This is a genomic window from Bacillus sp. BD59S (assembly GCF_007363175.1).
Classification (GTDB): Bacteria; Bacillota; Bacilli; order Bacillales; family Bacillaceae_G; genus Bacillus_A; species Bacillus_A pacificus.
In genome coordinates, this window is record NZ_CP034686.1 from 1,099,937 (window position 1) to 1,123,614 (window position 23,678).

The following is a 23,678-nucleotide window of genomic DNA, read 5'->3' on the forward strand; positions in this document are numbered from 1 at the left end:
TGTCCTTATTGTAACACAATTGAAAAAAGAATATAGAAAAATATTTGTAGATTTTTCAACGCAAATTTGCATTCCGTTCATACATTATAAAAGAGTACTTTTATACGTTTAGAAAATAAGGCGGGGGAAAAATGAGTATTACGGAACGTTTTTTTTACTTAGAAAAAGAACCATGTGTCATTTATTTACCGGAGAAGCCAAATGGATTTTCTGTCATGCTTCTAGGTGATTACAACTACTTTATTGAGAATGGTACAAGTTTATGGACACAGCATGCGGGTAGATCTTATTTTTTACATGGCCTTATTGAGGAAGGCTATACAGTCTTTTCTTCTAATTTATACGGAAGACATTGGGGAAACGATCAATCTGTTCGTCTAGCAAAACGCCTATATGACGTTGTTCTGAGAAAAGAGACATTGAATGCGAAAATGCACATTATGGCAGATGGTATGGGGGCACTTGTAGCGCTTGAAATGATGAATAAATACCCTGAATGTATACGCTCTGTCATTATGCTAAATCCGTGTTTAGATTTACCAGAATATGTCGAGTTTGAGAAAGAGCATAAGTTTTTTTACAAGAGACTCGTGAAGGAATTATGTTTAGCGTATGATTCCAAAGAAGAAGAATTAGAATCCAAAATAAATAAGAAATCATTTACGCTTCTTCCGTCTTGTGTACCTGTTAAAGTTTTCGTATCAACACAAGAAAAAAGAGGAAGAAAACAGTTGTTACGTAAATATGAGAAAATGAGGCAATTTAATCAATGTGATACTTCTGTCTTATTCCATCTGCAAGATGTGAAATATAAAATGGTTAGGCAAACGACTGATTTCTTTAAAAAATATGAAGAAGAATTGTGAAGCTCCCATATACATAAATGAGGAGCTATTTGTTTCAAGGGGAAAGGGTTGGTGGTATGGAACGCGTGCTAATTATAGGTGCACTTACGTTTGTAGGTTATCACCTTGTGAATAAAATGATTGCAGAAGGAGTAGAAGTATATGGTCTTGATTTTGATGAATTTGATAGTATGACAAAAATTAATGAAGAGAAGTTATTGTTAATTGGGCGAAATGCGTTATTTACGTATTATTCGATAAGAGATGAAGACGGATGGAGATCCGTAGAGGAAGAGAAATTTGATGCCGTTTACTTTTGTCTGTATGAGCCTAACCAACAAAGGGGCTTTCGAAATGAAAGAGTTATATTACAGTATTTAAAGCGAATTATAAGACTGTGTGAAGAACATAAAGTGAAGTTAAATCTAATTTCTTCTATTGAAGTAGGAAACGCAGATAAGTCCGAAAATAAACGTTTATTTTCGAAAGTGGAAGAAGGATTGAAAAAAGGAGAGGTACAATATAGTGTATTTCGAGTTCCTACATTATATGGTCCATGGCAACCATCTTTTATGATGTATCATCAGCTCATTTTATCAGAACTGGGTGAGAAAGAGTGCCATTATGCGAGTGAGGAAAACGCCAGTGATCTACTGTACGTTGAAGATGTATGTGAATACTTATGGGAAAATGGAAGGAACGAGGAGCATCTCGGTATATATAATTTACTTAGTGGCAAAAAATCGTTATGGAAAAAAGGTATGAACCTTTTACGCGCAGAGGATAAAGTGAATAAAGAGAATGCGGAAGAAAGAGATGGAGCGGCCGAGGATATTTCAATAAAAAGAAATACCCCGTTAGAATACGGTTTAAATAAACAATTGGCACATATGAAAAAATATAAAGAGTTATACGAAGGATAGCGAGCGTGTTACACTATGTATGTGAAAGTTTTAATGGAGAGGAAGAACATAATATGAATGAGAAAAGCATGCAATTTTTACAAATCGCAATGAAGCACTTACCAGAAGCAAAGGCCATTTTAGATGATAATGGAATTGCGCTTGATATGGAGAAAGCTCAACCAGTATTAGAGTTATTGATGAAAGTTATGAACGAAGCATATGAGCTTGGGAAAGCAGATCAAGAATAAAAAGCATCTTTTTAAGATGGAAGAGAGGCCTGAACCGTGGATAGAAGCGGTTCGGGCCTTTTATATTTCGAAAGAACAGGGAAAGGTATGTTTCCTTTTCTTTTCATAAACAATAAGGTGAATAATGCGTTAGCTTTATGTTTTAGCTGAAATATATTCTAGACAAAAATACATTTATGTTTTAAAATTAGTACCAAGTCATAATAATTGATATAAAACGGAGGGCTGCGATGTGAACGTGGGCATTTTAGGGATCGGAAGATATGTGCCGGAAAAAGTAGTCACAAATCACGATTTAGAGAAAATAATGGATACATCCGATGAATGGATTCGTACGAGAACAGGGATTGCGGAAAGACGCATTGCCGATGATACAATAGATACTTCATATATGGCCGTAGAGGCTTCTAAAAAAGCGCTTGAAGATGCAGGGGTTAGCGGAGAGGATATCGATCTTATTTTAGTGGCAACAGTAACGCCAGATCGTGCTTTTCCAGCAGTAGCTTGTGTTATTCAAGAAGCGATTGGCGCAAAACATGCAGCCGCAATGGATTTAAGTGCAGCGTGTGCTGGTTTTATGTACGGAATGATTACAGCGCAGCAATTTATTCAAACGGGAACTCATAAAAATATACTAGTAGTTGGTAGTGATAAACTATCTAAAATTGTAGACTGGAACGATCGAAATACAGCAGTACTATTTGGAGACGGAGCCGGTGCGATCGTAATGGGAGCTGTTTCAGAAGGTAAAGGCGTTCTATCTTTCGAATTAGGAGCGGACGGAAGTGGCGGTAAGCATCTTTATCAAGATGAGTATGTTATGATGAATGGCAGAGAAGTCTTTAAATTTGCTGTTCGTCAACTTGGGGATTCTTGTCTTCGCGTTCTAGATAAAGCTGGTCTTACGAAAGAAGATGTGGATTTCTTAGTACCGCATCAAGCGAATATTCGTATTATGGAATCTGCAAGAGAGAGATTAAATTTACCACAAGAAAAAATGAGTATGACAATTGAAAAGTTCGGTAATACATCAGCTTCTTCCATTCCGATTGCGATGGTAGAGGAATTGCAAAACGGACGTATTCAAGATGGTGATTTAATTATACTTGTTGGTTTTGGCGGCGGATTAACATGGGGAGCAGTCGCTCTTCGTTGGGGTAAATAAGGACTGAGAGAAAAAAAGGAGTGTATTTTGTATGGAAAAAAAGAGGGTCGTAATTACAGGACTAGGAGCTGTTACACCGGTCGGTACAGATGTTGAAACAGCATGGGAAAACATAAAAAGAGGTGTATCTGGAATCGGACGACTTACAAGAATTGATCCGGAACTATTTCCAGCAAAAGTAGCAGCAGAAATTAACGACTTTGAAGTCGAGAAATATATTGATAAAAAAGAAGCGCGCCGTATGGATCGCTTTACACAATATGCAGTAGCAGCAGCGAAAATGGCAGTTGCAGATGCAAAGCTTGAGATTACAGAAGAAAACGGACCTCGAATTGGTGTATGGATTGGTTCTGGTATTGGCGGTATGGAAACATACGAAGAACAATTTAAGATTTTTACTGAGAAAGGTCCGCGCCGCGTGAGCCCATTCTTCGTACCAATGATGATTCCAGATATGGCAGCAGGCCAAGTATCAATCGCAACTGGAGCAAAAGGAATTAACACTTGTTCTGTGACGGCTTGTGCATCTGGTGCAAACTCAATTGGTGATGCGTTTAAAGCGATTCAGCGCGGTGATGCTGATGCAATGATTACAGGCGGAGCAGAGGCGCCGTTAACAAGTATGGCATTCGCAGGATTTAGCTCAGCAAAAGCATTAACATTCAATGAAGATCCAGCAACAGCTTGCCGTCCATTCGATAAAAACCGTAGTGGTTTCGTAATGGGTGAAGGTTCAGGTATTTTAATTCTTGAAGAATTAGAGCACGCATTAGCTCGTGGTGCTCACATTTATGCGGAAATCGCTGGTTACGGTGCAACTGGTGATGCGTTCCATATTACAATGCCGGCTCCTGGCGGTGAAGGTGGCGTGCGCGCAATGCGTCAAGCTTTAGCAGATGCAGGTCTACAGCCAGAAGATATTGATTACATTAATGCGCATGGTACAAGTACGGATGCGAATGAAAAGTATGAAACGATGGCAATTAAAGAAACGTTCGGTGAGCATGCGTATAAAGTAGCAATTAGCTCAACGAAATCAATGACAGGTCACTTATTAGGAGCAGCTGGTGCTGTTGAAGCGATCTTCTCTATTAAATCAATTACAGACGGAGTAATCCCTCCAACAATTAACTATGAAACACCAGATCCAGAATGTGACTTAGATTACGTACCGAATAATGCGAGACATCAAGAAGTAAACGCGGTGTTAAGTAATTCATTAGGATTCGGTGGTCATAACGCAGTATTAGTATTTAAAGCGTATAAATAATAGATGAGATAAGGAGTTTTTTCGCGATATATTGCGAAAAAACTCCTTATTTATTTTTACGTCTTTTTCTCCTTTTGCATATACATAAGAAAAAGGAGGGATAAAGATGGGGATTGTTGAAACTGCTGAGTGGTTACATCTATATTATGGACGGCCAGAAAAGCTGTGTGAGAAGTTTACGAAGTATATCCCGCTGCCAAAAGAAAGGTTGTATCGCTTTTTAATTTCTAAAGGTATGTATCGCCCTGTTATGCGAGGAGAACGAGAAATTAAAGAGTTAGAGAAAAAGGAAGTTTGGAAAGAGTTACGTGCGGAGTATGAGAAACTGAAAAATTGGTTAAAAGGTCCAGATGTCCCTGTCTTTATTCTATTATCAGATTCCTATAATCGAACTGTACAAGAAGAGTATAACGGCAGGGCTGGATTATCTATGCGTCACGTTATTTTCTTATTTGTATGTGGACGGAATTCGGTGGAAGAATTAAAAGTGTTACTAGCGCATGAATATCATCACATATGCAGGTTGCATCAAATTGAGACGAAAGAAACGGAATATACATTACTTGATACGATGATTATGGAAGGGTTAGCTGAGCAAGCGGTAACGGAAAGATATTCAGAAAAAAACAATGCACCGTGGACGACGTATCTTTCAAAAGAAGAGGCTATATATTATTGGAAAAACGTTGTACATGAAAGAATAAGTATAAAGCGAGGAACAAGGGAGCACGACATCTTATTAAATGGATTTCATTCTTATCCGAAGATGCTTGGCTATGCGCTTGGATTTCATATTGTCAAAGATTGTGTAACTTTGGAAGGAGAAGATACACTTTCTTTATTGCCTATAGATGCGAAAGAAATATTGAATAAAGCAAATACATTTCATATATAAAAAAACAGGAGCTCTCTTTCCTGTTTTTTTAGTATTAATAGAAGAAAAAATAATAATTAGAATATATTTCCTTAGGTGGAATAAAGTTAAGAAAAATTGAACATAATGATGGATACAAACAGTAGTGAAGTGAGGGGTAGTGAATGTTATATCTACATGATGTATGGGTAAATTGGTTTGAAGGTGAAGAAAATGGGTATAACGTTTGTCATTTTTACGAATGGCGGAAAGATGATACGATTGAGCTATTAGATCAAGTGCCATTATTAAAAGTAGATGCCACATTATATCATTACATCGAGAACGAATTGTTAGAGCTTCCGCAAAAAATGTTGGAAGACGTACATCATAAGGCTTATATTCGTAAAAATCATGAACGTTTGCAGCAAGAGTATTGCTTTGTAGTTACAGATGGAAAAGGAATTATTGCGATTGACACAATTGGTTACAATATACCGATTCGAAAAAGTAGACTTATACCGCGCCAAGAGCAGATGGTATATGAGATGGTAGAAAACGTACAAGCAGAAAAGTATGAGTTCCAAGTAGAAGAAATAGAAAAAGAACATCATATTTTATCACCATCACCATTCATTATGAATGGCTTAACTCGTAAAGAAAGACAGCTTAAACAATTATTATTTATGGCGTTAGATCAATTACATACAACGAAAAACACAGCAGAGATTCGCTATTGGTTCACAGAGTGGGATCCATCAGCATACGGAATGGTTCAACATATGGAATTTGAAGATATTTGGGCTAAGCTGTATGAGGAAGCGAAAGCAGGTTGGTCTGAGAAGCACGAACAATTATGCGAGCGTCTCGTAAAAGGACAACCATTTTTTGAAAAGTTATGGGAAATGGAAAACGAGCAAAAGGTAAATTAAAAAAACCGCCAATTGGCGGTTTTTTTTAATTTGGTATAACTTAGCTTCAGCAACAAGCTCTTCGTGTCTAAGAACCTTCCGCATAAGAAGACAAAAAGCGTCTTCTATGCGAAAGAACCTTAGCCGTCAGGGCTAAGCAGTCGCCTCCGCTTTATATGTTACCTACGTTTTCTGCTTAGTCCCATTGCGTTTTCTACTTTGCGTAGTTGTTTGAATGCGACGCGGTTTGCTTTTTCAGCACCTTTGTCTAGAATTTCGTCTAGTTCTGGTGAGTTGATTAGTTCGTTATATTTGTCTTGGATTGGACGAATCGCTTCTACGACTACTTGTGCTAGGTCGCCTTTGAAGTCACCATATCCTTTTCCTTCGTACATTGCTTCGATTTCTTCAACTGTTTTTCCAGAGAATGAAGAGTAAATTGTTAATAAGTTAGAGATACCAGGTTTGTTTTCTTTATCGAATTTCACGATACCTTCAGAGTCAGTTACAGCACTCTTAATTTTCTTTTCAATTGTTTTTGGTTCATCAAGCATACTGATCATTGATTTTGGATTCGGATCAGATTTACTCATTTTTTTCGTAGGCTCTGTTAGTGACATAACGCGAGCTCCTACTTTTGGAATGCGAATTTCAGGAATTGTGAATACTTCACGGAAGCGTTTGTTGAAACGCTCTGCTAGGTCACGTGTTAATTCCATATGTTGCTTTTGGTCATCACCAACAGGCACGATCTCAGTGTTGTAAAGTAAAATATCAGCAGCCATTAATGGTGGATAAGTTAGTAATCCAGCTGGTACTGAATCTCTACCTGACGCTTTATCTTTATATTGCGTCATACGCTCTAATTCTCCAACGTAAGCAACTGATTGCATAATCCATCCTAGTTGAGCATGTGCCGGTACTTCTGATTGTACAAATAAAGTAGCTTTTTCAGGATCGATGCCGCATGCTACATAAAGTGCAGCAAGACTGCGGATGTTTTTACGAAGCCCGACGGGATCTTGAGGTACTGTAATCGCATGTTGATTTACAATACAGAAATAACAGTCGTGTTCATTTTGAAGCTCTGTAAATTGCTTCATAGCTCCTAAATAGTTTCCAAGTGTAATCGTTCCACTCGGCTGAATACCAGAAAAGATAACTGACATAAGTAATTCCTCCTAAATTTGAATGCGTGATAGGGAAGAGAAGGCAAACAAAAAAGCCCATTCATCCCAAAAAACTATAGGGACGAATGGACCGCGGTACCACCCTAATTATTTCACTACTGTGAAATCTCTCTAATCCATAATAACGTTTGGATATAACGCCAAAGCCTACTACTCTCGGTTCGGTTTGGAGCTCAAAAGCCCATTCCATACTGTACAATTACTTGTTCACACCAGCCACAAGCTCTCTGAAATTGCCTCAATATGTACTCTTCTTTATCATCGCATACATATAAATTTATTTATTGTTACCTGAGCTCTTTTAAATATGAAAGAACTAAAGTTTTATAACAAAATGTTTTGCTGATTATTATATCATATGGGATAGTGTTTGCAAACTACATCAAAATAGTAAAGCTAATGAAGGTCGAGAACAATCCAAGAACGATACCGGTAATGCAAATTGGATACGTCCATTTGAATGAATATGTTTTATAAATACGTTCTTTCTTATCGACAGGTTCTTCTACTTCTTCAATTAAAGAGTCAATTTTTTTGTTCGTACCAAATACTCTTTGGAAGGCGTAAATTGTTACGTTAAAAAATCCATTTTGAAATATGAATAAAAAACCGCCTATAAGAATAAAAAATAGTGCAATATAAAACGAGATGTTGACAAAATTCAACAAAAAATGCGATGAAACGAGGAATGCGCCAATACTAGAAGCGATTATCGCTATGAAAATTAGTATACAAGTATGAAAAAAAACTTTATTCAAAATGTTCCCCTCCGTCAAAATATTACTAGAATTATTATACTATAAAAGCTATAATATGTACTAGAACTAATTTTTTGAAAATTATACGCAATTAAAGGTCTGATTGCAAGATGATGGTAGCAATGTTAACGTATCCCTTTACAAAAAAATAAAAATATAAACATTTTATTAAAAATTTTAACAAAAAAACAAAAAACTATATTCACAATTGTTGTATTATATGTATAATGAAAATTGTAGAAACTTGGAGATTATTCTTTCAATTCTACTTTTTTACAAGTGAGGGTACAGGAAGTGCAATTAGGGGAGGCAACACAACATGAAGAAAAAGATACCGTTATTACTTGCATCGACGTTGACTGTCAGTATGTTAGGAGCTTGTAGTTACCAAAAAGAGGATAATAAAGCAGGCGCAAAAGAAAAATCCTCAAACAAGCAAGTGTTAAATTTAACTGAGACAGCTGAAATTCCAACTATGGATACGACGTTATCAACGGATGCAGCATCTTCTAACATCATGAATAACACAATGGAAGGGTTATATCGTCTGGGGAAAGATGATAAACTTGTTCCGGGTGTCGCTAAATCTTATGAGAAATCAGAGGATGGCAAAAAGTATGTGTTTAAGTTACGGGAAGATGCGAAATGGTCTAATGGTGAACCTGTAACAGCGAAGGACTTCGTTTATTCTTGGCGAAGAGCTGTAGATTCAAACACGGGTGCCAAGTTTGCTTACATACTATTTGATGTTAAAAATGCGGAGAAAGTTAACAAAAAAGAGTTACCAGTTGAAGAACTTGGTGTAAAGGCAATTGATGATCATACACTTGAAGTGGAATTAGATAACCCTGTTCCTTATTTTGTAAGTTTAACAGTCTATCCAACATTGTATCCTTTGAATGAGAAGTTTGTAACAGAACAAGGAGCAAAATTTGGATTAGAATCCAATACGACACTTTATAATGGTCCATTCGTATTAAATGAATGGAAGCATGAACAAAGTTTCCAACTTAAGAAGAATCCAACGTATTGGGAAAATAAAGAAGTAAAACTTGAGGAAATAAACTTCAATATTGTTAAGGATCGTTCAACTGCTATAAATTTATATGAAACGAAAGCAATTGATCGTGTAGTCTTAACATCAGAGTTTGTAGATAAATACAAATCAGATGCTGACTTTAAAACGATTAAGAGACCATCTACACAATTTATTCGTTTAAATGAAAAGAATAAATTTTTAGCAAATAAAAATATCCGAAAAGCAATTGCAATGTCCTTTGAACGTGAAAACATCGGAAAAGTGATTTTAAACGATGGTTCAGAGGGGATATATGGTTTTGTTCCGAAAGGCTTAGCAAAAGGTCCGAATGGGAAAGACTTCCGTGAAGAAAACGGAAAGCTTATAAAAGAGGATATGAAAGAAGCACAAAAATACTGGGAAGCTGGTAAGAAAGAACTTGGTGTAGAAAAAGTAGAGTTAGAGCTATTAAACTTTGATACTGATGATGCTAAAAAAATCGGAGAGTATTTAAAAGGCCAATTTGAAAAGAACTTACCAGGTTTAACAGTTCCAACAAAAATGCAGCCATTTGCACAAAAATTAAAACTTGAAGCGAGTGGAGATTATGCAATGTCATATGCGGGATGGAGTCCAGATTATATGGACCCAATGTCATTCCTTGAAATGTATACGACAGGTAATGCGCAAAACAAAGTACATTACGCAAACCCAGCGTATGATGATTTAATTAAAAAAGCAAAAACAGAAGTTGATGTACAAGCTCGTTGGGAGGCATTATTACAAGCAGAAAAACAACTGCTTGAAGATGCAGCAATTGCTCCAGTATATCAACCAGGAAAAGCTTATTTACAACGTGGCACAATTACTGGCCTATTAGAACATAAATATGGCGGGGAATTTAGCTATAAGTGGGTTGAACTCAAAAACTAAAAATGGTTTCCATCATGAATAAGGGTATATGCCTATGATGGGCATGTACTCTTATTTTAAAAAAATAAAAGTAAGAATATTTAAAACTATCTTATTGCTTTTGAGAAAAACGGGGAGGTGCTTGACTATGGGACGTTATGTATTAAAACGTTTCGTGTACATGGCTTTGACATTATTTTTAATTACTACACTGACTTTCTTTTTAATGAAATTACTTCCGGGTTCTCCGCTTAAAAACCAGGAGAAGTTATCACCGGCACAAAAAGAAATCATTCTTGAAAAATATGGCTTAAATGATCCAGTACCAGTTCAATATGCACGTTACTTAGGTAACTTAGCAAAAGGTGATTTAGGGGTATCATTCCAATATGATAACCGTCCAGTAACAGACATGATTGTGGATCGCATTGGACCATCAGCACAACTTGGTTTACAAGCGATTATATTAGGTACATTTATCGGTTTAATTTTAGGAATCGTTGCGGCACTTCGTAATAATACGTGGGTCGATTATGGGGCGACAATTATTTCCGTACTCGGGATGTCGGTACCATCATTCGTATTCGCCGCATTACTACAATATTTCGTAGGGGTAAAACTTGGATGGTTCCCAGTAGCATTCTGGAAAGGACCAGAGTTTACAGTAATGCCTACAATTGCTTTATCGATGGCAGTTATCGCAACAATCGCACGTTTCGCTCGTGCAGAGTTAATTGAAGTTATGCAAGCTGACTACATTTTAACAGCGAAAGCGAAAGGAATTAGCCAAGGCGTTATCATTATTAAACACGCACTTCGTAACGCATTAATTCCAGTTGTAACAATTTTAGGACCAATGGTTGCAGGGTTAATTACAGGTACATTAGTTATTGAGCAAATTTATGCTGTACCAGGACTAGGGGAACAGTTCGTTAAATCGATTACAGTGAATGACTATACAGTTATTATGGGAACTACAATTTTCTATAGTGCAATCTTCATCTTAGTTATTTTCATTGTCGATATTTTATACGGAATTATTGATCCTCGAATTCGTTTAGCGGGAGGGAAAAAATGATGAAAGATGTACAAAAATTATCTCCAGACTTATTTCAACAAGCCAATCAAAATAATGTGGATAATGAAGTCATTGCCCGTCCAAGCTTAACGTTTTGGCAAGATGTAAGAAGACGTTTGTTCCAACATAAAGGAGCGATGTTCGGTTTCGTTTTATTAACGCTTATTATCTTACTAGCGATTTTCGGACCGATGGTAAGTAAGCACTCATATAAAGAGCAAGATTTAGGACGTGCGAAATTACCACCGAAAATTCCTGTTATTGAAAATGTTCATTGGCTACCATTTGACGGTACAGATCAATACGGTGTTGACCAATATGAAAAACGTGATATTAAAGAGTATTTCTGGTTTGGTACAGATGATCTTGGCCGCGATTTATGGACAAGAACATGGGAAGGTACGCGTGTATCATTATATATCGCTCTTTTAGCAGCAGCAATTGACTTAGTAATTGGGGTTGCATACGGAGGTATTTCAGCGTTCTATGGCGGTAGAGTAGATAACATTATGCAACGTATTATGGAGATTATTAACGGTATTCCATACTTAATTATCGTTATTTTAATGGTAATCATTATGGGATCTGGTATATGGTCAATTACACTCGCAATGGCAATTACAGGTTGGATAGGGATGTCGCGTATCGTTCGTGGACAAATCCTAAAATTAAAAAATCAAGAATACGTATTAGCATCTCGTACATTAGGTGCAACAAATACACAATTAATTGTAAAGCACTTAATCCCGAACGTAATGGGACCAATTATCGTAATGACAATGTTTACAATTCCAACAGCGGTGTTTGGTGAGGCGTTCTTAAGCTTCATCGGTTTAGGTATTCAGCCGCCATTCGCGTCACTTGGTTCTCTTGTAAATGACGGTTATAAATCAATTCAAACGTATCCGCATATGATGTTCATCCCTGCGGTTGTCATCAGTATATTAATTTTAGCGTTTAACTTAATGGCAGACGGATTACGCGATGCGTTAGATCCAAAAATGCGTAAGTAAAAGAGGGGAGAGGTAAAGATGAAAACATTGTTAGAGGTAAAAGATTTACAAGTCTCCTTTGATACACATGCAGGTGAAGTACAAGCTGTACGCGGCGTTACTTTTGATTTGAAAAAAGGAGAAACATTAGCGATTGTAGGAGAATCTGGTTCTGGGAAATCAGTTACTTCTAAAGCGTTAATGGGATTAATTCCGAATCCTCCTGGACGTATTAAAAATGGTGAAATCGTATTTGAAGGTCGTGACTTAACGAAATTAACAGAAAAAGAAATGCAGCAAGTACGTGGTAAAGATATTGCGATGATTTTCCAAGATCCAATGACATCATTAAACCCAACGATGACAATTGGAAATCAAATTATGGAAGGTCTTATTAAACACCAAGGGATGAGTAAAGCAGATGCACGTAAAGTTGCGTTGGAATTAATCGACCTTGTAGGTATTCCAAATCCAGAAGCTCGTTTAAAGCAATATCCGCACCAATTCTCTGGTGGTATGAGACAGCGTGTAGTTATTGCGATGGCGTTAGCTTGTAACCCGAAATTATTGATTGCCGATGAGCCGACAACAGCGCTAGACGTTACAATTCAGGCGCAAATTTTAGAGCTTATGAAGGACATTCAGCAAAAAACAGAAGCAGCAATCATTTTCATTACGCATGACTTAGGTGTAGTGGCAAACGTTGCGGACCGCGTAGCAGTTATGTACGCTGGTAAAGTTGTTGAAATCGGAACTGTAGATGAAATTTTCTACAATCCAAAACATCCGTATACTTGGGGCTTAATCGCATCTATGCCAAGTTTAGATGGTTCAGAGGAAGAGTTATACGCAATTCCTGGAACGCCTCCAGATTTATTGAAGCCGCCAAAGGGAGATGCTTTTGCACCACGTAACCCACAGGCACTGAAAATTGATTTTGAAATGGACCCACCTTTATTTAAAGTAAGTGATACACACTATGCGGCAACTTGGTTACTTCATGAGCAAGCTCCAGAAGTAAAACCGCCGGCAGTCGTTGAAAAACGCATTCTTCAAATGAAAGCAGGTGAACAACATGACTAAACAACGTGAGAAATTAATTGAAGTAAAAAATGTAAAGCAGCACTTCGACGTGAGTGGTGGTGTTGTCAAAGCGGTTAATGATATTTCATTTGATATTTACCGCGGAGAAACATTTGGTCTTGTAGGAGAATCAGGTTGTGGTAAATCAACAACTGGAAGAACGATTATTCGTTTATATGATGCAACTGCTGGTGAAGTATTGTTCGACGGTGAAAATGTACATGGTAAAAAATCACGCGCAGAGCTGAAGAAGTTCAACCGTAAAATGCAAATGATTTTCCAAGATCCATATGCATCATTAAACCCTCGTATGACAGTAGGGGATATTATTGCAGAAGGTATTGATATTCATGGATTAGCGAAAAACAAAAAAGAGCGTATGGACCGTGTGCATGAATTATTAAACACAGTTGGTTTAAATAAAGAGCACGCAAACCGTTTCCCGCATGAATTCTCAGGTGGACAACGTCAACGTATCGGTATCGCTCGTGCACTTGCTGTAGAACCTGAATTTATCATTGCCGATGAGCCAATCTCAGCACTTGACGTATCAATCCAGGCGCAAGTTGTAAACTTACTGAAAAAGTTACAAAAAGAAAAAGGTTTAACATACTTATTCATTGCCCATGATTTATCAATGGTAAAATACATTAGTGACCGCATTGGCGTAATGTATCGTGGTCAAATCGTTGAATTAACAACAAGTGATGAGTTATATGCGAATCCAATTCATCCATATACGAAATCACTATTATCAGCGATTCCACTTCCAGATCCAGATTATGAGCGCAATCGTAAACGTATCGTATACGATCCATCTCAACATAATTATGGTAGTGAAGAACCGACAATGCGTGAAATTCGCCCAGGACATTTCGTACTATGTTCTGAAGCGGAGTATAAGAAATATAAAGAGATTTATCAATAATAAAAAATCCATTCTTCTATCAAAGAAGAATGGATTTTTTTACCGTTTAAAAGAATTGTCAATATTTCTCGGTAAGTCGATATATTTAAAGAATCACAGATATAAGTTGCCTTTACTAAAGGCTACGCCTTAATTAAACGAGTATTATTGCACCTGAACAGAAACAATCTCCTCTTGTTCTTCAGGTTTAACAAGTGCGTAACGCTCCCACGCTCTACTTTTCCAGCGGAAGAACATAATAATGGCACGTGTCCATTCATCAATAGCAATTGCTAGCCAAATACCAACGAGCCCCATATCTAAATGGAAGGCGAAAAAGTAACCGAGTGGCAAACTCATTAACACCATAGAGAATGCGCCGATTAAAACTGGGTACTTTGCATCACCAGCTGCGCGAAGTGAATTGATGATGACGATATTCATCGTACGCCCTGTTTCAAGTAGTACACTTAGTAAAAGAACGCTTGCACCTAACGCAATAATGTGCGGATTATCTGTAAATAGTCCCATTAATTGTGTACGGAATGTAATAACAAGAGCGACCATACATAAAGTGACTCCAATTGCCCACTTTACACTTTTCCATACGCGTTCATACGCTTCGTCTTTTTCACCACCGCCAACGAGGCGTCCGATAATAATGGCTGTTCCCATACCGATCGCAATCGCGAATAAATAAGTGAACATAGAAATGTTTGTAGCGTATTGTCTCGCCGCTAATGATTCCGTTCCTAAGTATGTTGCATAGTATAAGAAGACAATTTGGCAAGCTTGATACATAACCTGCTCAAATGCAGATGGAATCCCGATTTTTAAAATTTTCCCGATATATTCTTTTGATAAGGTGAAGTAGTATTGTAATTTCACACGGTACTCCATAACGCGGTACAGTAACCAGAAGAAAACGATAAGCGCTATAAGTCGGCTGACAGCAGAAGAAATGGCAGCCCCTTGTACACCAAGCTCCGGAAAACCAAATTTCCCAAAAATGAGTACGTAGTTTCCAGCGATATGAATAATATTCATTCCAAGTGAAATAAACATCGCTTGCTTTGTGAAGCCATGTACGCGGATAATTGCGGCTAATGAATTAATAATAGCTTGAAGGAAAATAGCTCCTCCGACGATGGATAAATAGCTCTGTGCATACATAAGTACATCGCCTTGTAAGTTCATTGCCATCATCATATGTTTTGAAAATAAAAGAAAACCAGCGCTTATAACGAGTCCGACCACTAAATTTAATGTGACGGCTAAAGCTGATATTTTAGATGCTTCCATAAAACGTTTGGAACCGAGGTATTGAGATACGACGATAGCTGCGCCGTTCCCGATGACTTCTAGTACCAAAATAGCGATATGGAGATATTGATTCGCTGCACCAACCCCAGATACAGCATCGTCTGATAATGCACTTAACATGAAAGTATCAGCGATCCCCATCAACATAAATAGAAAAACTTCTAGAAAAATAGGCCATGTTAATAAGAATAAACTTAATTTCTCAGTAGGCCCGTTTTTTGCCTGAATTGCTGCCATGTCCGTCCCCTCTTTATCGATATCTATTTTTAGCAAAGTGTATCGTAACATACTTTCTTATCCTTTGCACTCATTTTAACCTACATATCTTTATTATGAAGGAAGTGCTATTTTATGATAAAAAGAGGAGGATAATTATGCAAAAAGTATTATGGAATATAAAATTCATTTTTGTCTAATAATTTAGAAAATATAAAAATTATTATTTCTAACACTTTAGTAGGGGAAATCGGCAATATGAAACGTTTACAAAGGTTTATTTTTAAACAGAAAATTTTAATAAAATAGAAATATAAATATACAAAAAATATATTTGTGTGTATAATATGAATTGTTAGAACATATATATATTTCTATTTGTTTGAAAATGAAAGGGCTAACATTTTTGTGGAGGGTGGAAATATGAAAAAAAAGATGCCAGTTTTTGTAGTATCAACAGTAGCGATGAGCATGATGTTAGGGGCATGTAGCTACCAAAAAGATGAACCGCAAGCGAACGCAAAAGGGGATAGCGGGAAAAGCGGTACTAAGCAAGTTATTAACTTAATTGAAACGCAAGAAATTCCAACGATGGATCCAGCGTTATCAGCTGATGCAGTTTCTTCAAGAGTAATGACTAATACGATGGAAGGCTTATACAGTTTAGGAAAAGATGATAAGCTTGTTCCAGGTGTAGCGAAGGAATTCAAAAAGTCAGAAGACGGTAAAAAATATACATTTACATTACGTGAAGACGCAAAATGGTCAAATGGTGAGCCTGTGACGGCGAAAGATTTTGTATACGCATGGCAAAGAGCAATTAACCCAGATACAGCTGCGAAATCAGCGTACATTATGTATGATATAAAAAATGCTGAGAAAATCAATAAAAAAGAGATGAGTCCAGATCAATTAGGTGTAAAAGCAATTGATGATTATACATTAGAAGTGGAATTAGACAATTCCATTCCATATCTTGTAGATTTAATGGTATATCCAATCTTCTATCCTGTGAATGAAAAGTTCGTGAAAGAGCAAGGTACGAAGTTTGGTTTGGAAGCGAATACAACACTTTATAACGGACCATTTACATTAAGTGATTGGCAACATGAACGTAGCTTTAAAATGACAAAGAGCGCGTCATATTGGGACAATAAAGAAGTGAAGATTGAGGAAGTAAACTTTAATATTGTAAAAGATACGTCTACACCAATTAATTTATATGAAACAAACGCAGTCGATCGAGCGACGTTATTAGCGGAGTTCATCGATAAATATAAAGGAAAACCAGATTTCCAAACAGTAGAAGATACATCTGTATTCTTCCTTCGTTTAAATCAAAAAGATCCAGCGTTAGCAAATAAAAATATTCGTAAAGCAATTTCACTTGCTTTTGAACGTAAACCGTTCGTTGATACATTATTAAATAACGGTTCTAAGCCAGCAACAGGATTAATTCCTGATAACTTCATTAAAGGACCGGATAAAAAGGACTTCCGTGCTGTAAATGGAGATATTGTAAAACCAAACGTGAAAGAAGCGAAGAAATATTGGGAAGCTGGTAAAAAAGAGCTTGGTAAAAATGAAATTGAATTAGAGTTATTAAACGAAGATGTTGAATTATCGAAGAAAACGGGGGAATATTTAAAAGGTGAGTTAGAAAAGAATTTACCAGGTTTAACAGTGAAAATTAAACAACAACCATTCGCGCAAAAATTAAAATTGGAAGATGCGGGCGATTTCGTCATGTCATTCTCTGGATGGAGTGCAGACTTCCCAGATCCAATTACATACCTTGATATGTTTGTAACGGATGGATCACAAAATAAAATGAAATATTCTAATCCGAAATATGATGAGATCATCATGAAAGCGAAAAAAGATGGAAGCGATGTAAATGCTCGTTGGAAAAGTTTACTAGAAGCAGAAAAAATGTTACTTGATGACGCTGCGATTGTTCCAGTATATCAACGTGGTAGAGCATACTTACAAAGAGAATCAATTAAAAATATGTACAACCATAAATATGGCGGCGATTTAAGCTTTAAATGGGCGTCAGTAGAGAAATAAGAAAAAAGCAGGTGATTACCTGCTTTTTTTAATACGTACGTTTCTTATAAATACCTTTCCCGCCAACCTCGTTCCAGCCGGATTGTACATCCAAACTTTTATTAACAAACTTCATCTTTTCTTTTCCGCCAAAGAGTTTTTCACCAATGCTATTTGTAATGACACCAATCAATGCTGTTATTCCGATGATGAGGGCAGCAACCGTGACAAAATCAATAAAAAAAGCAATCATTTGCAAATTCCCCCTTTGCCTGTCTGTATGTTTATTGTATGAGATAAAAGATAAAAAAGAAAGAAATGTCAGAAAAATATTTAATATATTTTAGAAATCGTATAGACATGAATGAGAATGTTTGTTAAAATAAGAACAAATGTTCTTTTGATTCTCACTTATATAGTCTTACATTTCTTAATTGATTTATCAAAAAAAGGTAAGAAAACGTTCTCTTTTTCATAGAAAAGATTATGAGGAAATAACTATAAATCATATGAAAAATCTATGAAAAGCAAGTGTTAAGAGGGTTGAAGGTTATTGTTAAAGAACAGCTGAAGTAAGTGCGATTATGTTACATAGCAGTGGAATACACGGAAGAGTTTTCTCAATTAGAAGGAAATTTACTGTATATTTCTTGCAAAATCTATTGTATAATGATTATAGAAGTTACTTATTAAAAGTAATTGTTGTTTACTAAAAGTTGTTGCTTACATGAAAAGCAATTTTTGCACTTTGTTTTAAGACAAGGTATCGCGAAAAATTGCTGAATTAAGAAATTTAAACTGTAATTAGTACAGAATTTGTACTCTTTAAGGAGAGTGAGCTTTGTATGGTAACATTATATAGTTCTCCAAGCTGTACGTCTTGTAGAAAGGCGAAATTATGGCTAGAGGAAAATCATATTCCTTATACAGAACGTAATATTTTCTCAGATCCGTTAACGATTGAGGAAATTAAAGAGATTTTACGTATGACAGAGAGCGGAACGGATGAGATTATTTCTACTCGTTCGAAAGTTTTCCAAGAATTAAATGTAAACTTAGAGTCTTTACCACTTCAAGATTTATATAAGATGATTCGTGACTATCCAGGGATTTTACGTCGTCCAATTATGATTGACGAGAAACGCCTTCAAGTAGGTTACAATGAAGACGAAATCCGCCGTTTCTTACCACGTACAGTAAGAACGTTCCAATTACGTGAAGCACAGCGTCTTGTAAATTAATTATAATAATATGAAAACCTTCTACCTATTATATAGTAGAAGGTTTTTTTTAATGTTTCACATTTCGTAATCGAACTCGTTGAACGATAAAGCCGATGCATAAGATGGTAAAAATAAATAAGTAAGGAATGCCTGCAGTGAAACTTGGGTTGTTATGAAAAAAGGTTGCCAGTCTGTCTTCATGTGTGACCATTTTCCCTGCTGTATAAGCGAGAATTGCTGCCCCGCAATAAATGAGGAATGGAAAGCGTTCCATAAGTATTAAAATGAGTTTGCTGCCCCAAATAATAATCGGGATAGAAATGAGTAAACCGATTATTACGAGTAAAAATCTTCCGTGAGCTGCCCCTGCAATGGCGATAACGTTGTCAAATCCCATAACAAGGTCCGCGAATACAATTGTACGCACAGCTTGAAATAAAGTTGTTTTTCCTTGAATAGAAGAAAGATCGTTGCTATTATCAGTTAGTAAATTTACTGCAATTAATGTAAGTAAAATGCCCCCGATAAGTTGCAGAAATGGAATGTCGAGCAAATAGACAGCTAGTATAGTAAGGATAATTCTTAGTACGATTGCTAAAAGAGTACCGATCAAAATAGCTTTATTTCGTTTCGATTCAGGTAAATTTCGGCTAGCTAGTGCGATAACAATTGCGTTGTCACCACCTAATACAACATCGATACCGACAATCATTAGTACAGATGTTAAAAACTCTAAGTCCATTCGTCTGCCTCCATTTATGATGTTTTAATAAGCGAACTATATGTATGCGGTGAAAAAAGAGACTAAAGGATTTTCTCTAATAAAAGTTTCACTTTATTACAGTGTACGGGGGAAGATGGAAATGTATGTCCAAATTTTTTATAAGTGAGAAATCGCCATAATGATATATTTGTGTATAACATCGAATGAAGATAGGTATATAACTATTTTTGTAAAATAAATCGATTTTATTTCCATTCTGGAGAATCTTATCATAAAATGAGAGTACAAGAATCTATTGATTTGTCATATGAGTGGGGAATCCCTTCATAACAATTCTAAGCAGGAAGGGAGAGTTGTATTTTGGATATTGAAAGAATTAATGATCATACGATGAAATTTTTTATTACGTACATTGATATAGAGGACAGAGGCTTTAATCGTGAGGAAATTTGGTATGACCGCGAAAGAAGCGAAGAGCTCTTTTGGGAAATGATGGACGAAGCTCGTGATCATGACGATTTCTTTATTGATGGGCCGTTATGGATTCAAGTGCAAGCAGTCGATAAAGGGATTGAAGTACTTGTAACGAAAGCAGAACTTTCAAAGGATGGACAAAAGTTAGAACTACCAATAGGTGTAGATAAAATTATAGACATTCCTCTAGATGAAGGTATTGAATCATTATTCCAGCAAGAATTAGTGGAAGAGGTAGAGGAACAAGCAGGTACAAACTTTAACGAAGATGGTACGTTTGGTTTTTTAATTAAGTTTAATGATTTTGAAGATGTCATTTCATTAAGCCACCGTCTTATCTTTGAAGATATAAAAGATGAGCTGTATTCATTTGAGGACCGCTATTATGTATATGTGGAATTCGATGAAGTGCTACATGATGAAGAAGAAATTGATCGTATTTTAAGCATTGTTTTAGAATACGGGGAAGAATCCACTTTAACAATTCATCGTGTAAGTGAGTATGGGAAACAAATTGTGAAAGAGCATGCGCTTGAAACAATTCGCAATAATTTTCCTGCTAAAACGTAGGCCGATTTCTGTAGTATGAAATCGGCTTTTTATATGAAGAATAGGAAAGCTTTCTTAGTAAGGAGGTAAGAGATGAAAAATACGTTAAAGTTGATTTTCTTTGTATTACTATTGTTTGCATTATTTGTGTCATTACGTATGTTTATTGATGTAGCATTTTATTCGGATGTAATTGGGATAAAAGATGTTTCGATTTTAGGTATTATTAGTATTTTATTTACGGTATCTGCATTTTTAATTGGCTGCGTTATTTTCTTAGAGAACCGTCATCCGTCAAAAACACTTACATGGCTCATTGTGTTAGGGATTTTTCCGGTATTTGGATTCTTCGCTTATTTATTATTCGGACAGAACTTTCGGAGGAAGAGAATGTTCCAAAAGAAGGCTTTGCTCGATGAACAAGCGTTTTTACAATATAAGGGGCATGAAGATTACGAAGAACGGATTTTGCGCAATCATAAGCATCAAGAGCTGTTATTTCGTTTAGCGGATCGCTTAGGCGCTTTAAATATTTCATTTCAAACTGAAACGAGAACATTAACAAATGGAGATGAAACGTTTCAGGCCATTTTAGATGGATTAAAACGAGCGAAACATCACATTCATATGGAATATTACATTGTGCGTGATGATAAGCTTGGAACAGAAATTAAAGATATTTTAATACAAAAATCAAAAGAGGGCGTAGTCGTTCGTTTTTTATATGATGCGGTTGGAAGTTTTAAATTATCAAAATCATATATTGAAGAATTAAACGACGCGGGTGTCGAAATGATTCCGTTCTTCCCTGTGCGCTTTCCGATTTTAAACGATAAGATTAATTATCGAAACCACCGAAAAATCGTTATTATTGATGGAAACGAAGGATTCGTAGGTGGATTAAATATTGGTGATGAATATTTAGGGAAGGATAAGTACTTCGGCTTTTGGCGAGACACACATTTATATTTGCGTGGTGAAGCTGTGCAAAGTTTGCAACTTATTTTCCTTCAAGATTGGTTTTATATGACTGGTGAGGCGGTGCTAGCCCCTGAATATTTACAAGCGAAAGCAGTTGAGGGGGAGCATTGGGGAGGCGTGCAGCTCGTTGCAGGTGGGCCGGATAATAAATGGGAAACAATTAAACATTTATATTTTGCTATGATTGCTTCTGCGCGGAAATCCATTTGGATTGCAACGCCGTATTTCATCCCGGATGATGATATTTTGTCCGCATTAAAAGTAGCGGCACTTGCTGGTATTGATGTTCGTTTGTTAATGCCGAGTAAGCCTGATAAGCGCACTGTCTTTTATGCATCAAGATCGTACTTCCCAGAGCTTTTAGATGCAGGGGTAAAGATCTATGAATACGAAAAAGGTTTTCTCCATAGTAAAGTTGTCATTGTTGATTCTGATTTAGCTTCAATTGGGACAGCTAATATGGATATGAGAAGTTTTCATTTGAACTTTGAAGTAAATGCCTTTTTATATGATACAGATAGCATTCGAAAGCTTGTTCAAGATTTTAAAGACGATTTAGAAGAATCCAGTGAAATTCACGTCGATCGTTTTCATAAAAGGCGTCTGCATAGACGAATTGTTGAATCAACGTATCGGCTATTATCGCCATTATTATAAAAAGAGATGTCCGAAATTGGGACATCTCTTTTTTAAAGGAATTTGTAATAAATTGTAGAATATAAGGAGCTGAAAGGATGTGATTACGATGTTTATTGCTAAAAGAGAAAACGGAGAAAAAATTAATCTACTCTATCATCATGATGAAGAGCTTTTGCACCGTATGCGGAAAAGGGAAAGTTTCTATTGTATAGCTTGTGGGAAGAAAGTACTAATGAGATTAGGAAAACAAAAAAAGTGGCATTTTGCTCATAAGAAAGAAGATTCATGTTTAGCCTTTTATGAAGCAGAATCTATGTATCATAGGCACGGTAAAGAATTGTTATATAGATGGTTCAAACGTCAAAACTTTCATGTAGATATAGAGCATTATTTACCAGAGATTCAGCAACGTCCGGATATTCTTATAGAGAGAGCAGGGAGAAAGGCTGCGATTGAATACCAGTGCGCGAATCTCTCTATAGAACAGCTGTACAAACGAACCTATTCGTATTGGCGAGCTGGTATACAGGTCATTTGGATTATCGGTGGAAATCAATTGAAAAAGCACTCTGTCTATTGGATGAAATTCTCCTCCCTTATGGCTTTCTCCTTACAATCTTACCCTCAACCACTTCTTATTTTCTTCTGTTCGAAACAAAAATCATTTATGAAATGCACGTTTATGACTTCAGTTTCTACAAGCGTCTCTTTCTCACATATTATATATTTACCAACTGAAACGACTACTTTTGAAATGCTCTTTTCTTCTGTTCCTTTTCAAAAGGAGATATTAGAACGAGAATGGAAGAAGCGAAAGGACTATTTTCGAAAAAATGCTTTGCCTATTTGGAATTATAATCATAAGTCACTATTACGCCTCTTGTATCAATGTAAATATACCCCAGCAAATTTCCCTTCTGAAATTGGTGTGCCGCTTCCGTCCTCATTTGCTTTTCAAACAAATCCATTTATATGGCAAGCTTTTTTATATATGAAGTGTATAGGTGAGCTTGCGGTAGGGGAGTATATTTCCCTTCCATACGTGTGTAGTTATATAAAAAAGTATACGAAAAGGCGTATGCTCCCGTACTTTGCACAGCATATATGGAAAGTAGCAGTTACTGAATATATGACATTTTTATGCTATGTAGGTGTATTGCAGAAAGTAGGGACATATAAGTACCAAAAAAAAAGGAGGATAGTTATGCTGAAAACAGAGGAAGAAGTTATGAAATATGATGAAGTTTGCTTAGCGTATGCCTTATCTTTATTTGAGGAAAAGTACAACATGAGAGAAGGAAAAGGGGATATAATAAAGACTGATCGTGAAGGAATTACATAAGAAAAATCGAATTGTATGTAAGT

22 protein-coding genes and 1 other annotated feature are annotated in these 23,678 nt (G+C 36.3%); of the genes, 17 read left to right on the forward strand and 5 right to left on the reverse strand.

The genetic code is table 11. From position 1 onward, the window contains the following. Positions 1-131 precede the first annotated feature (131 nt). The 7 genes from EKQ63_RS07575 to EKQ63_RS07605 all read left to right on the forward strand — a co-directional run bounded on the left by EKQ63_RS07575 (position 132) and on the right by EKQ63_RS07605 (position 6,218). Positions 132-866, forward strand: a complete 735-nt coding sequence (locus EKQ63_RS07575) for a lipase family protein (RefSeq protein WP_000028705.1) — start codon at positions 132-134, stop codon at positions 864-866. A 29-nt stretch (positions 867-895) separates the two neighbouring features. Then, entirely contained in the window at positions 896-1,768 is an 873-nt protein-coding gene (locus EKQ63_RS07580; protein WP_140168481.1) for an NAD-dependent epimerase/dehydratase family protein, read from the forward strand. 53 nt (positions 1,769-1,821) lie between these two features. Then, on the forward strand, positions 1,822-1,998 hold the full coding sequence (locus tag EKQ63_RS07585) for a ComZ family protein (RefSeq protein WP_009879752.1): 177 nt from the start codon (positions 1,822-1,824) through the stop codon (positions 1,996-1,998). Positions 1,999-2,230: 232 nt separating this feature from the next. Beyond that, positions 2,231-3,163: a beta-ketoacyl-ACP synthase III gene (gene fabH / locus EKQ63_RS07590; protein WP_143880931.1), complete on the forward strand. Its 933-nt coding sequence runs from the start codon at positions 2,231-2,233 to the stop codon at positions 3,161-3,163. A gap of 31 nt (positions 3,164-3,194) precedes the next feature. After that, the gene (fabF, locus tag EKQ63_RS07595; protein ID WP_087951660.1) at positions 3,195-4,433 is read left to right on the forward strand and encodes a beta-ketoacyl-ACP synthase II; all 1,239 of its coding nucleotides are present in this window, start codon (positions 3,195-3,197) and stop codon (positions 4,431-4,433) included. A gap of 106 nt (positions 4,434-4,539) precedes the next feature. Next, positions 4,540-5,328 (forward strand): DUF2268 domain-containing putative Zn-dependent protease, encoded by a 789-nt coding sequence (locus EKQ63_RS07600; RefSeq protein WP_002194672.1) that lies wholly within the window; start codon positions 4,540-4,542, stop codon positions 5,326-5,328. Between the two features lie 143 nt (positions 5,329-5,471). After that, positions 5,472-6,218 (forward strand): YjbA family protein, encoded by a 747-nt coding sequence (locus EKQ63_RS07605; RefSeq protein ID WP_143880932.1) that lies wholly within the window; start codon positions 5,472-5,474, stop codon positions 6,216-6,218. Between the two features lie 158 nt (positions 6,219-6,376). On the opposite strand, the gene trpS is transcribed toward EKQ63_RS07605, so the two are convergent. Beyond that, positions 6,377-7,366 carry a tryptophan--tRNA ligase gene (gene trpS / locus EKQ63_RS07610; protein WP_000110985.1) on the reverse strand — a complete coding sequence of 330 codons (990 nt, stop codon included), beginning with the start codon at positions 7,364-7,366 and terminating at the stop codon, positions 6,377-6,379. Positions 7,367-7,441: 75 nt separating this feature from the next. Then, positions 7,442-7,658 (reverse strand) — a binding site (T-box leader). Between the two features lie 106 nt (positions 7,659-7,764). Then, the gene (locus EKQ63_RS07615; RefSeq protein WP_071727854.1) at positions 7,765-8,145 is read right to left on the reverse strand and encodes a DUF3899 domain-containing protein; all 381 of its coding nucleotides are present in this window, start codon (positions 8,143-8,145) and stop codon (positions 7,765-7,767) included. Between the two features lie 319 nt (positions 8,146-8,464). On the opposite strand from EKQ63_RS07615, the gene EKQ63_RS07625 reads away from it, so the two are divergent. From EKQ63_RS07625 to EKQ63_RS07645, 5 genes are all read left to right on the forward strand, one after another. Beyond that, a complete protein-coding gene (locus tag EKQ63_RS07625; protein WP_087951662.1) occupies positions 8,465-10,096 on the forward strand; it encodes a peptide ABC transporter substrate-binding protein in 1,632 nt (543 codons plus the stop codon). A 127-nt stretch (positions 10,097-10,223) separates the two neighbouring features. Further along, positions 10,224-11,153, forward strand: a complete 930-nt coding sequence (opp3b, locus tag EKQ63_RS07630) for an oligopeptide ABC transporter permease (protein ID WP_000534165.1) — start codon at positions 10,224-10,226, stop codon at positions 11,151-11,153. Beyond that, positions 11,150-12,166 carry an oligopeptide ABC transporter permease gene (opp3C, locus tag EKQ63_RS07635; RefSeq protein WP_048553963.1) on the forward strand — a complete coding sequence of 339 codons (1,017 nt, stop codon included), beginning with the start codon at positions 11,150-11,152 and terminating at the stop codon, positions 12,164-12,166. Before opp3b ends, opp3C begins: the two co-directional genes overlap by 4 nt. An 18-nt stretch (positions 12,167-12,184) precedes the next feature. Further along, positions 12,185-13,228, forward strand: coding sequence for an ABC transporter ATP-binding protein (locus tag EKQ63_RS07640; RefSeq protein ID WP_000854346.1), 1,044 nt, complete (start codon positions 12,185-12,187; stop codon positions 13,226-13,228). After that, entirely contained in the window at positions 13,221-14,156 is a 936-nt protein-coding gene (locus EKQ63_RS07645; RefSeq protein ID WP_000166346.1) for an ABC transporter ATP-binding protein, read from the forward strand. Before EKQ63_RS07640 ends, EKQ63_RS07645 begins: the two co-directional genes overlap by 8 nt. A 144-nt stretch (positions 14,157-14,300) precedes the next feature. On the opposite strand, the gene EKQ63_RS07650 is transcribed toward EKQ63_RS07645, so the two are convergent. Continuing rightward, positions 14,301-15,746: an MATE family efflux transporter gene (locus EKQ63_RS07650; protein WP_140421274.1), complete on the reverse strand. Its 1,446-nt coding sequence runs from the start codon at positions 15,744-15,746 to the stop codon at positions 14,301-14,303. Between the two features lie 351 nt (positions 15,747-16,097). Here EKQ63_RS07650 and EKQ63_RS07655 point away from each other — a divergent pair, with 351 nt between their 5' ends. After that, entirely contained in the window at positions 16,098-17,744 is a 1,647-nt protein-coding gene (locus EKQ63_RS07655; RefSeq protein WP_087951664.1) for a peptide ABC transporter substrate-binding protein, read from the forward strand. 28 nt (positions 17,745-17,772) lie between these two features. Here EKQ63_RS07655 and EKQ63_RS07660 read toward each other — a convergent pair whose 3' ends face one another. Beyond that, positions 17,773-17,976 carry a hypothetical protein gene (locus tag EKQ63_RS07660; RefSeq protein ID WP_000559976.1) on the reverse strand — a complete coding sequence of 68 codons (204 nt, stop codon included), beginning with the start codon at positions 17,974-17,976 and terminating at the stop codon, positions 17,773-17,775. Between the two features lie 592 nt (positions 17,977-18,568). Between EKQ63_RS07660 and spx the strand changes: the two genes are divergently transcribed. Then, positions 18,569-18,964, forward strand: coding sequence for a transcriptional regulator Spx (gene spx / locus EKQ63_RS07665; protein WP_000258267.1), 396 nt, complete (start codon positions 18,569-18,571; stop codon positions 18,962-18,964). Positions 18,965-19,013: 49 nt separating this feature from the next. On the opposite strand, the gene EKQ63_RS07670 is transcribed toward spx, so the two are convergent. Continuing rightward, positions 19,014-19,688 carry a TerC family protein gene (locus EKQ63_RS07670; protein ID WP_048553954.1) on the reverse strand — a complete coding sequence of 225 codons (675 nt, stop codon included), beginning with the start codon at positions 19,686-19,688 and terminating at the stop codon, positions 19,014-19,016. A gap of 342 nt (positions 19,689-20,030) precedes the next feature. Here EKQ63_RS07670 and mecA point away from each other — a divergent pair, with 342 nt between their 5' ends. The 3 genes from mecA to EKQ63_RS07685 all read left to right on the forward strand — a co-directional run bounded on the left by mecA (position 20,031) and on the right by EKQ63_RS07685 (position 23,655). Beyond that, entirely contained in the window at positions 20,031-20,714 is a 684-nt protein-coding gene (gene mecA / locus EKQ63_RS07675; RefSeq protein WP_000350710.1) for an adaptor protein MecA, read from the forward strand. Between the two features lie 72 nt (positions 20,715-20,786). Then, a complete protein-coding gene (locus EKQ63_RS07680) occupies positions 20,787-22,331 on the forward strand; it encodes a cardiolipin synthase (RefSeq protein ID WP_000799204.1) in 1,545 nt (514 codons plus the stop codon). A 79-nt stretch (positions 22,332-22,410) separates the two neighbouring features. After that, complete coding sequence (locus tag EKQ63_RS07685) at positions 22,411-23,655, forward strand: competence protein CoiA (RefSeq protein ID WP_143880933.1); 1,245 nt, start codon at positions 22,411-22,413, stop codon at positions 23,653-23,655. The last annotated feature ends 23 nt before the right edge of the window (positions 23,656-23,678 follow it).

What these genes read in the sequence shown, in the direction of transcription:
- EKQ63_RS07575 (WP_000028705.1), top strand. Translation starts at nt 132, where the DNA reads ATGAGTATTACGGAACGTTTTTTTTACTTAGAAAAAGAACCATGTGTC.
- EKQ63_RS07585 (WP_009879752.1), top strand. Translation starts at nt 1,822, where the DNA reads ATGAATGAGAAAAGCATGCAATTTTTACAAATCGCAATGAAGCACTTA.
- fabF (WP_087951660.1), top strand. Translation starts at nt 3,195, where the DNA reads ATGGAAAAAAAGAGGGTCGTAATTACAGGACTAGGAGCTGTTACACCG.
- EKQ63_RS07600 (WP_002194672.1), top strand. Translation starts at nt 4,540, where the DNA reads ATGGGGATTGTTGAAACTGCTGAGTGGTTACATCTATATTATGGACGG.
- EKQ63_RS07605 (WP_143880932.1), top strand. Translation starts at nt 5,472, where the DNA reads ATGTTATATCTACATGATGTATGGGTAAATTGGTTTGAAGGTGAAGAA.
- trpS (WP_000110985.1), bottom strand. Translation starts at nt 7,366, where the DNA reads ATGTCAGTTATCTTTTCTGGTATTCAGCCGAGTGGAACGATTACACTT.
- EKQ63_RS07625 (WP_087951662.1), top strand. Translation starts at nt 8,465, where the DNA reads ATGAAGAAAAAGATACCGTTATTACTTGCATCGACGTTGACTGTCAGT.
- opp3b (WP_000534165.1), top strand. Translation starts at nt 10,224, where the DNA reads ATGGGACGTTATGTATTAAAACGTTTCGTGTACATGGCTTTGACATTA.
- opp3C (WP_048553963.1), top strand. Translation starts at nt 11,150, where the DNA reads ATGATGAAAGATGTACAAAAATTATCTCCAGACTTATTTCAACAAGCC.
- EKQ63_RS07640 (WP_000854346.1), top strand. Translation starts at nt 12,185, where the DNA reads ATGAAAACATTGTTAGAGGTAAAAGATTTACAAGTCTCCTTTGATACA.
- EKQ63_RS07645 (WP_000166346.1), top strand. Translation starts at nt 13,221, where the DNA reads ATGACTAAACAACGTGAGAAATTAATTGAAGTAAAAAATGTAAAGCAG.
- EKQ63_RS07650 (WP_140421274.1), bottom strand. Translation starts at nt 15,746, where the DNA reads ATGTTACGATACACTTTGCTAAAAATAGATATCGATAAAGAGGGGACG.
- EKQ63_RS07655 (WP_087951664.1), top strand. Translation starts at nt 16,098, where the DNA reads ATGAAAAAAAAGATGCCAGTTTTTGTAGTATCAACAGTAGCGATGAGC.
- EKQ63_RS07660 (WP_000559976.1), bottom strand. Translation starts at nt 17,976, where the DNA reads ATGATTGCTTTTTTTATTGATTTTGTCACGGTTGCTGCCCTCATCATC.
- spx (WP_000258267.1), top strand. Translation starts at nt 18,569, where the DNA reads ATGGTAACATTATATAGTTCTCCAAGCTGTACGTCTTGTAGAAAGGCG.
- EKQ63_RS07670 (WP_048553954.1), bottom strand. Translation starts at nt 19,688, where the DNA reads ATGGACTTAGAGTTTTTAACATCTGTACTAATGATTGTCGGTATCGAT.
- EKQ63_RS07680 (WP_000799204.1), top strand. Translation starts at nt 20,787, where the DNA reads ATGAAAAATACGTTAAAGTTGATTTTCTTTGTATTACTATTGTTTGCA.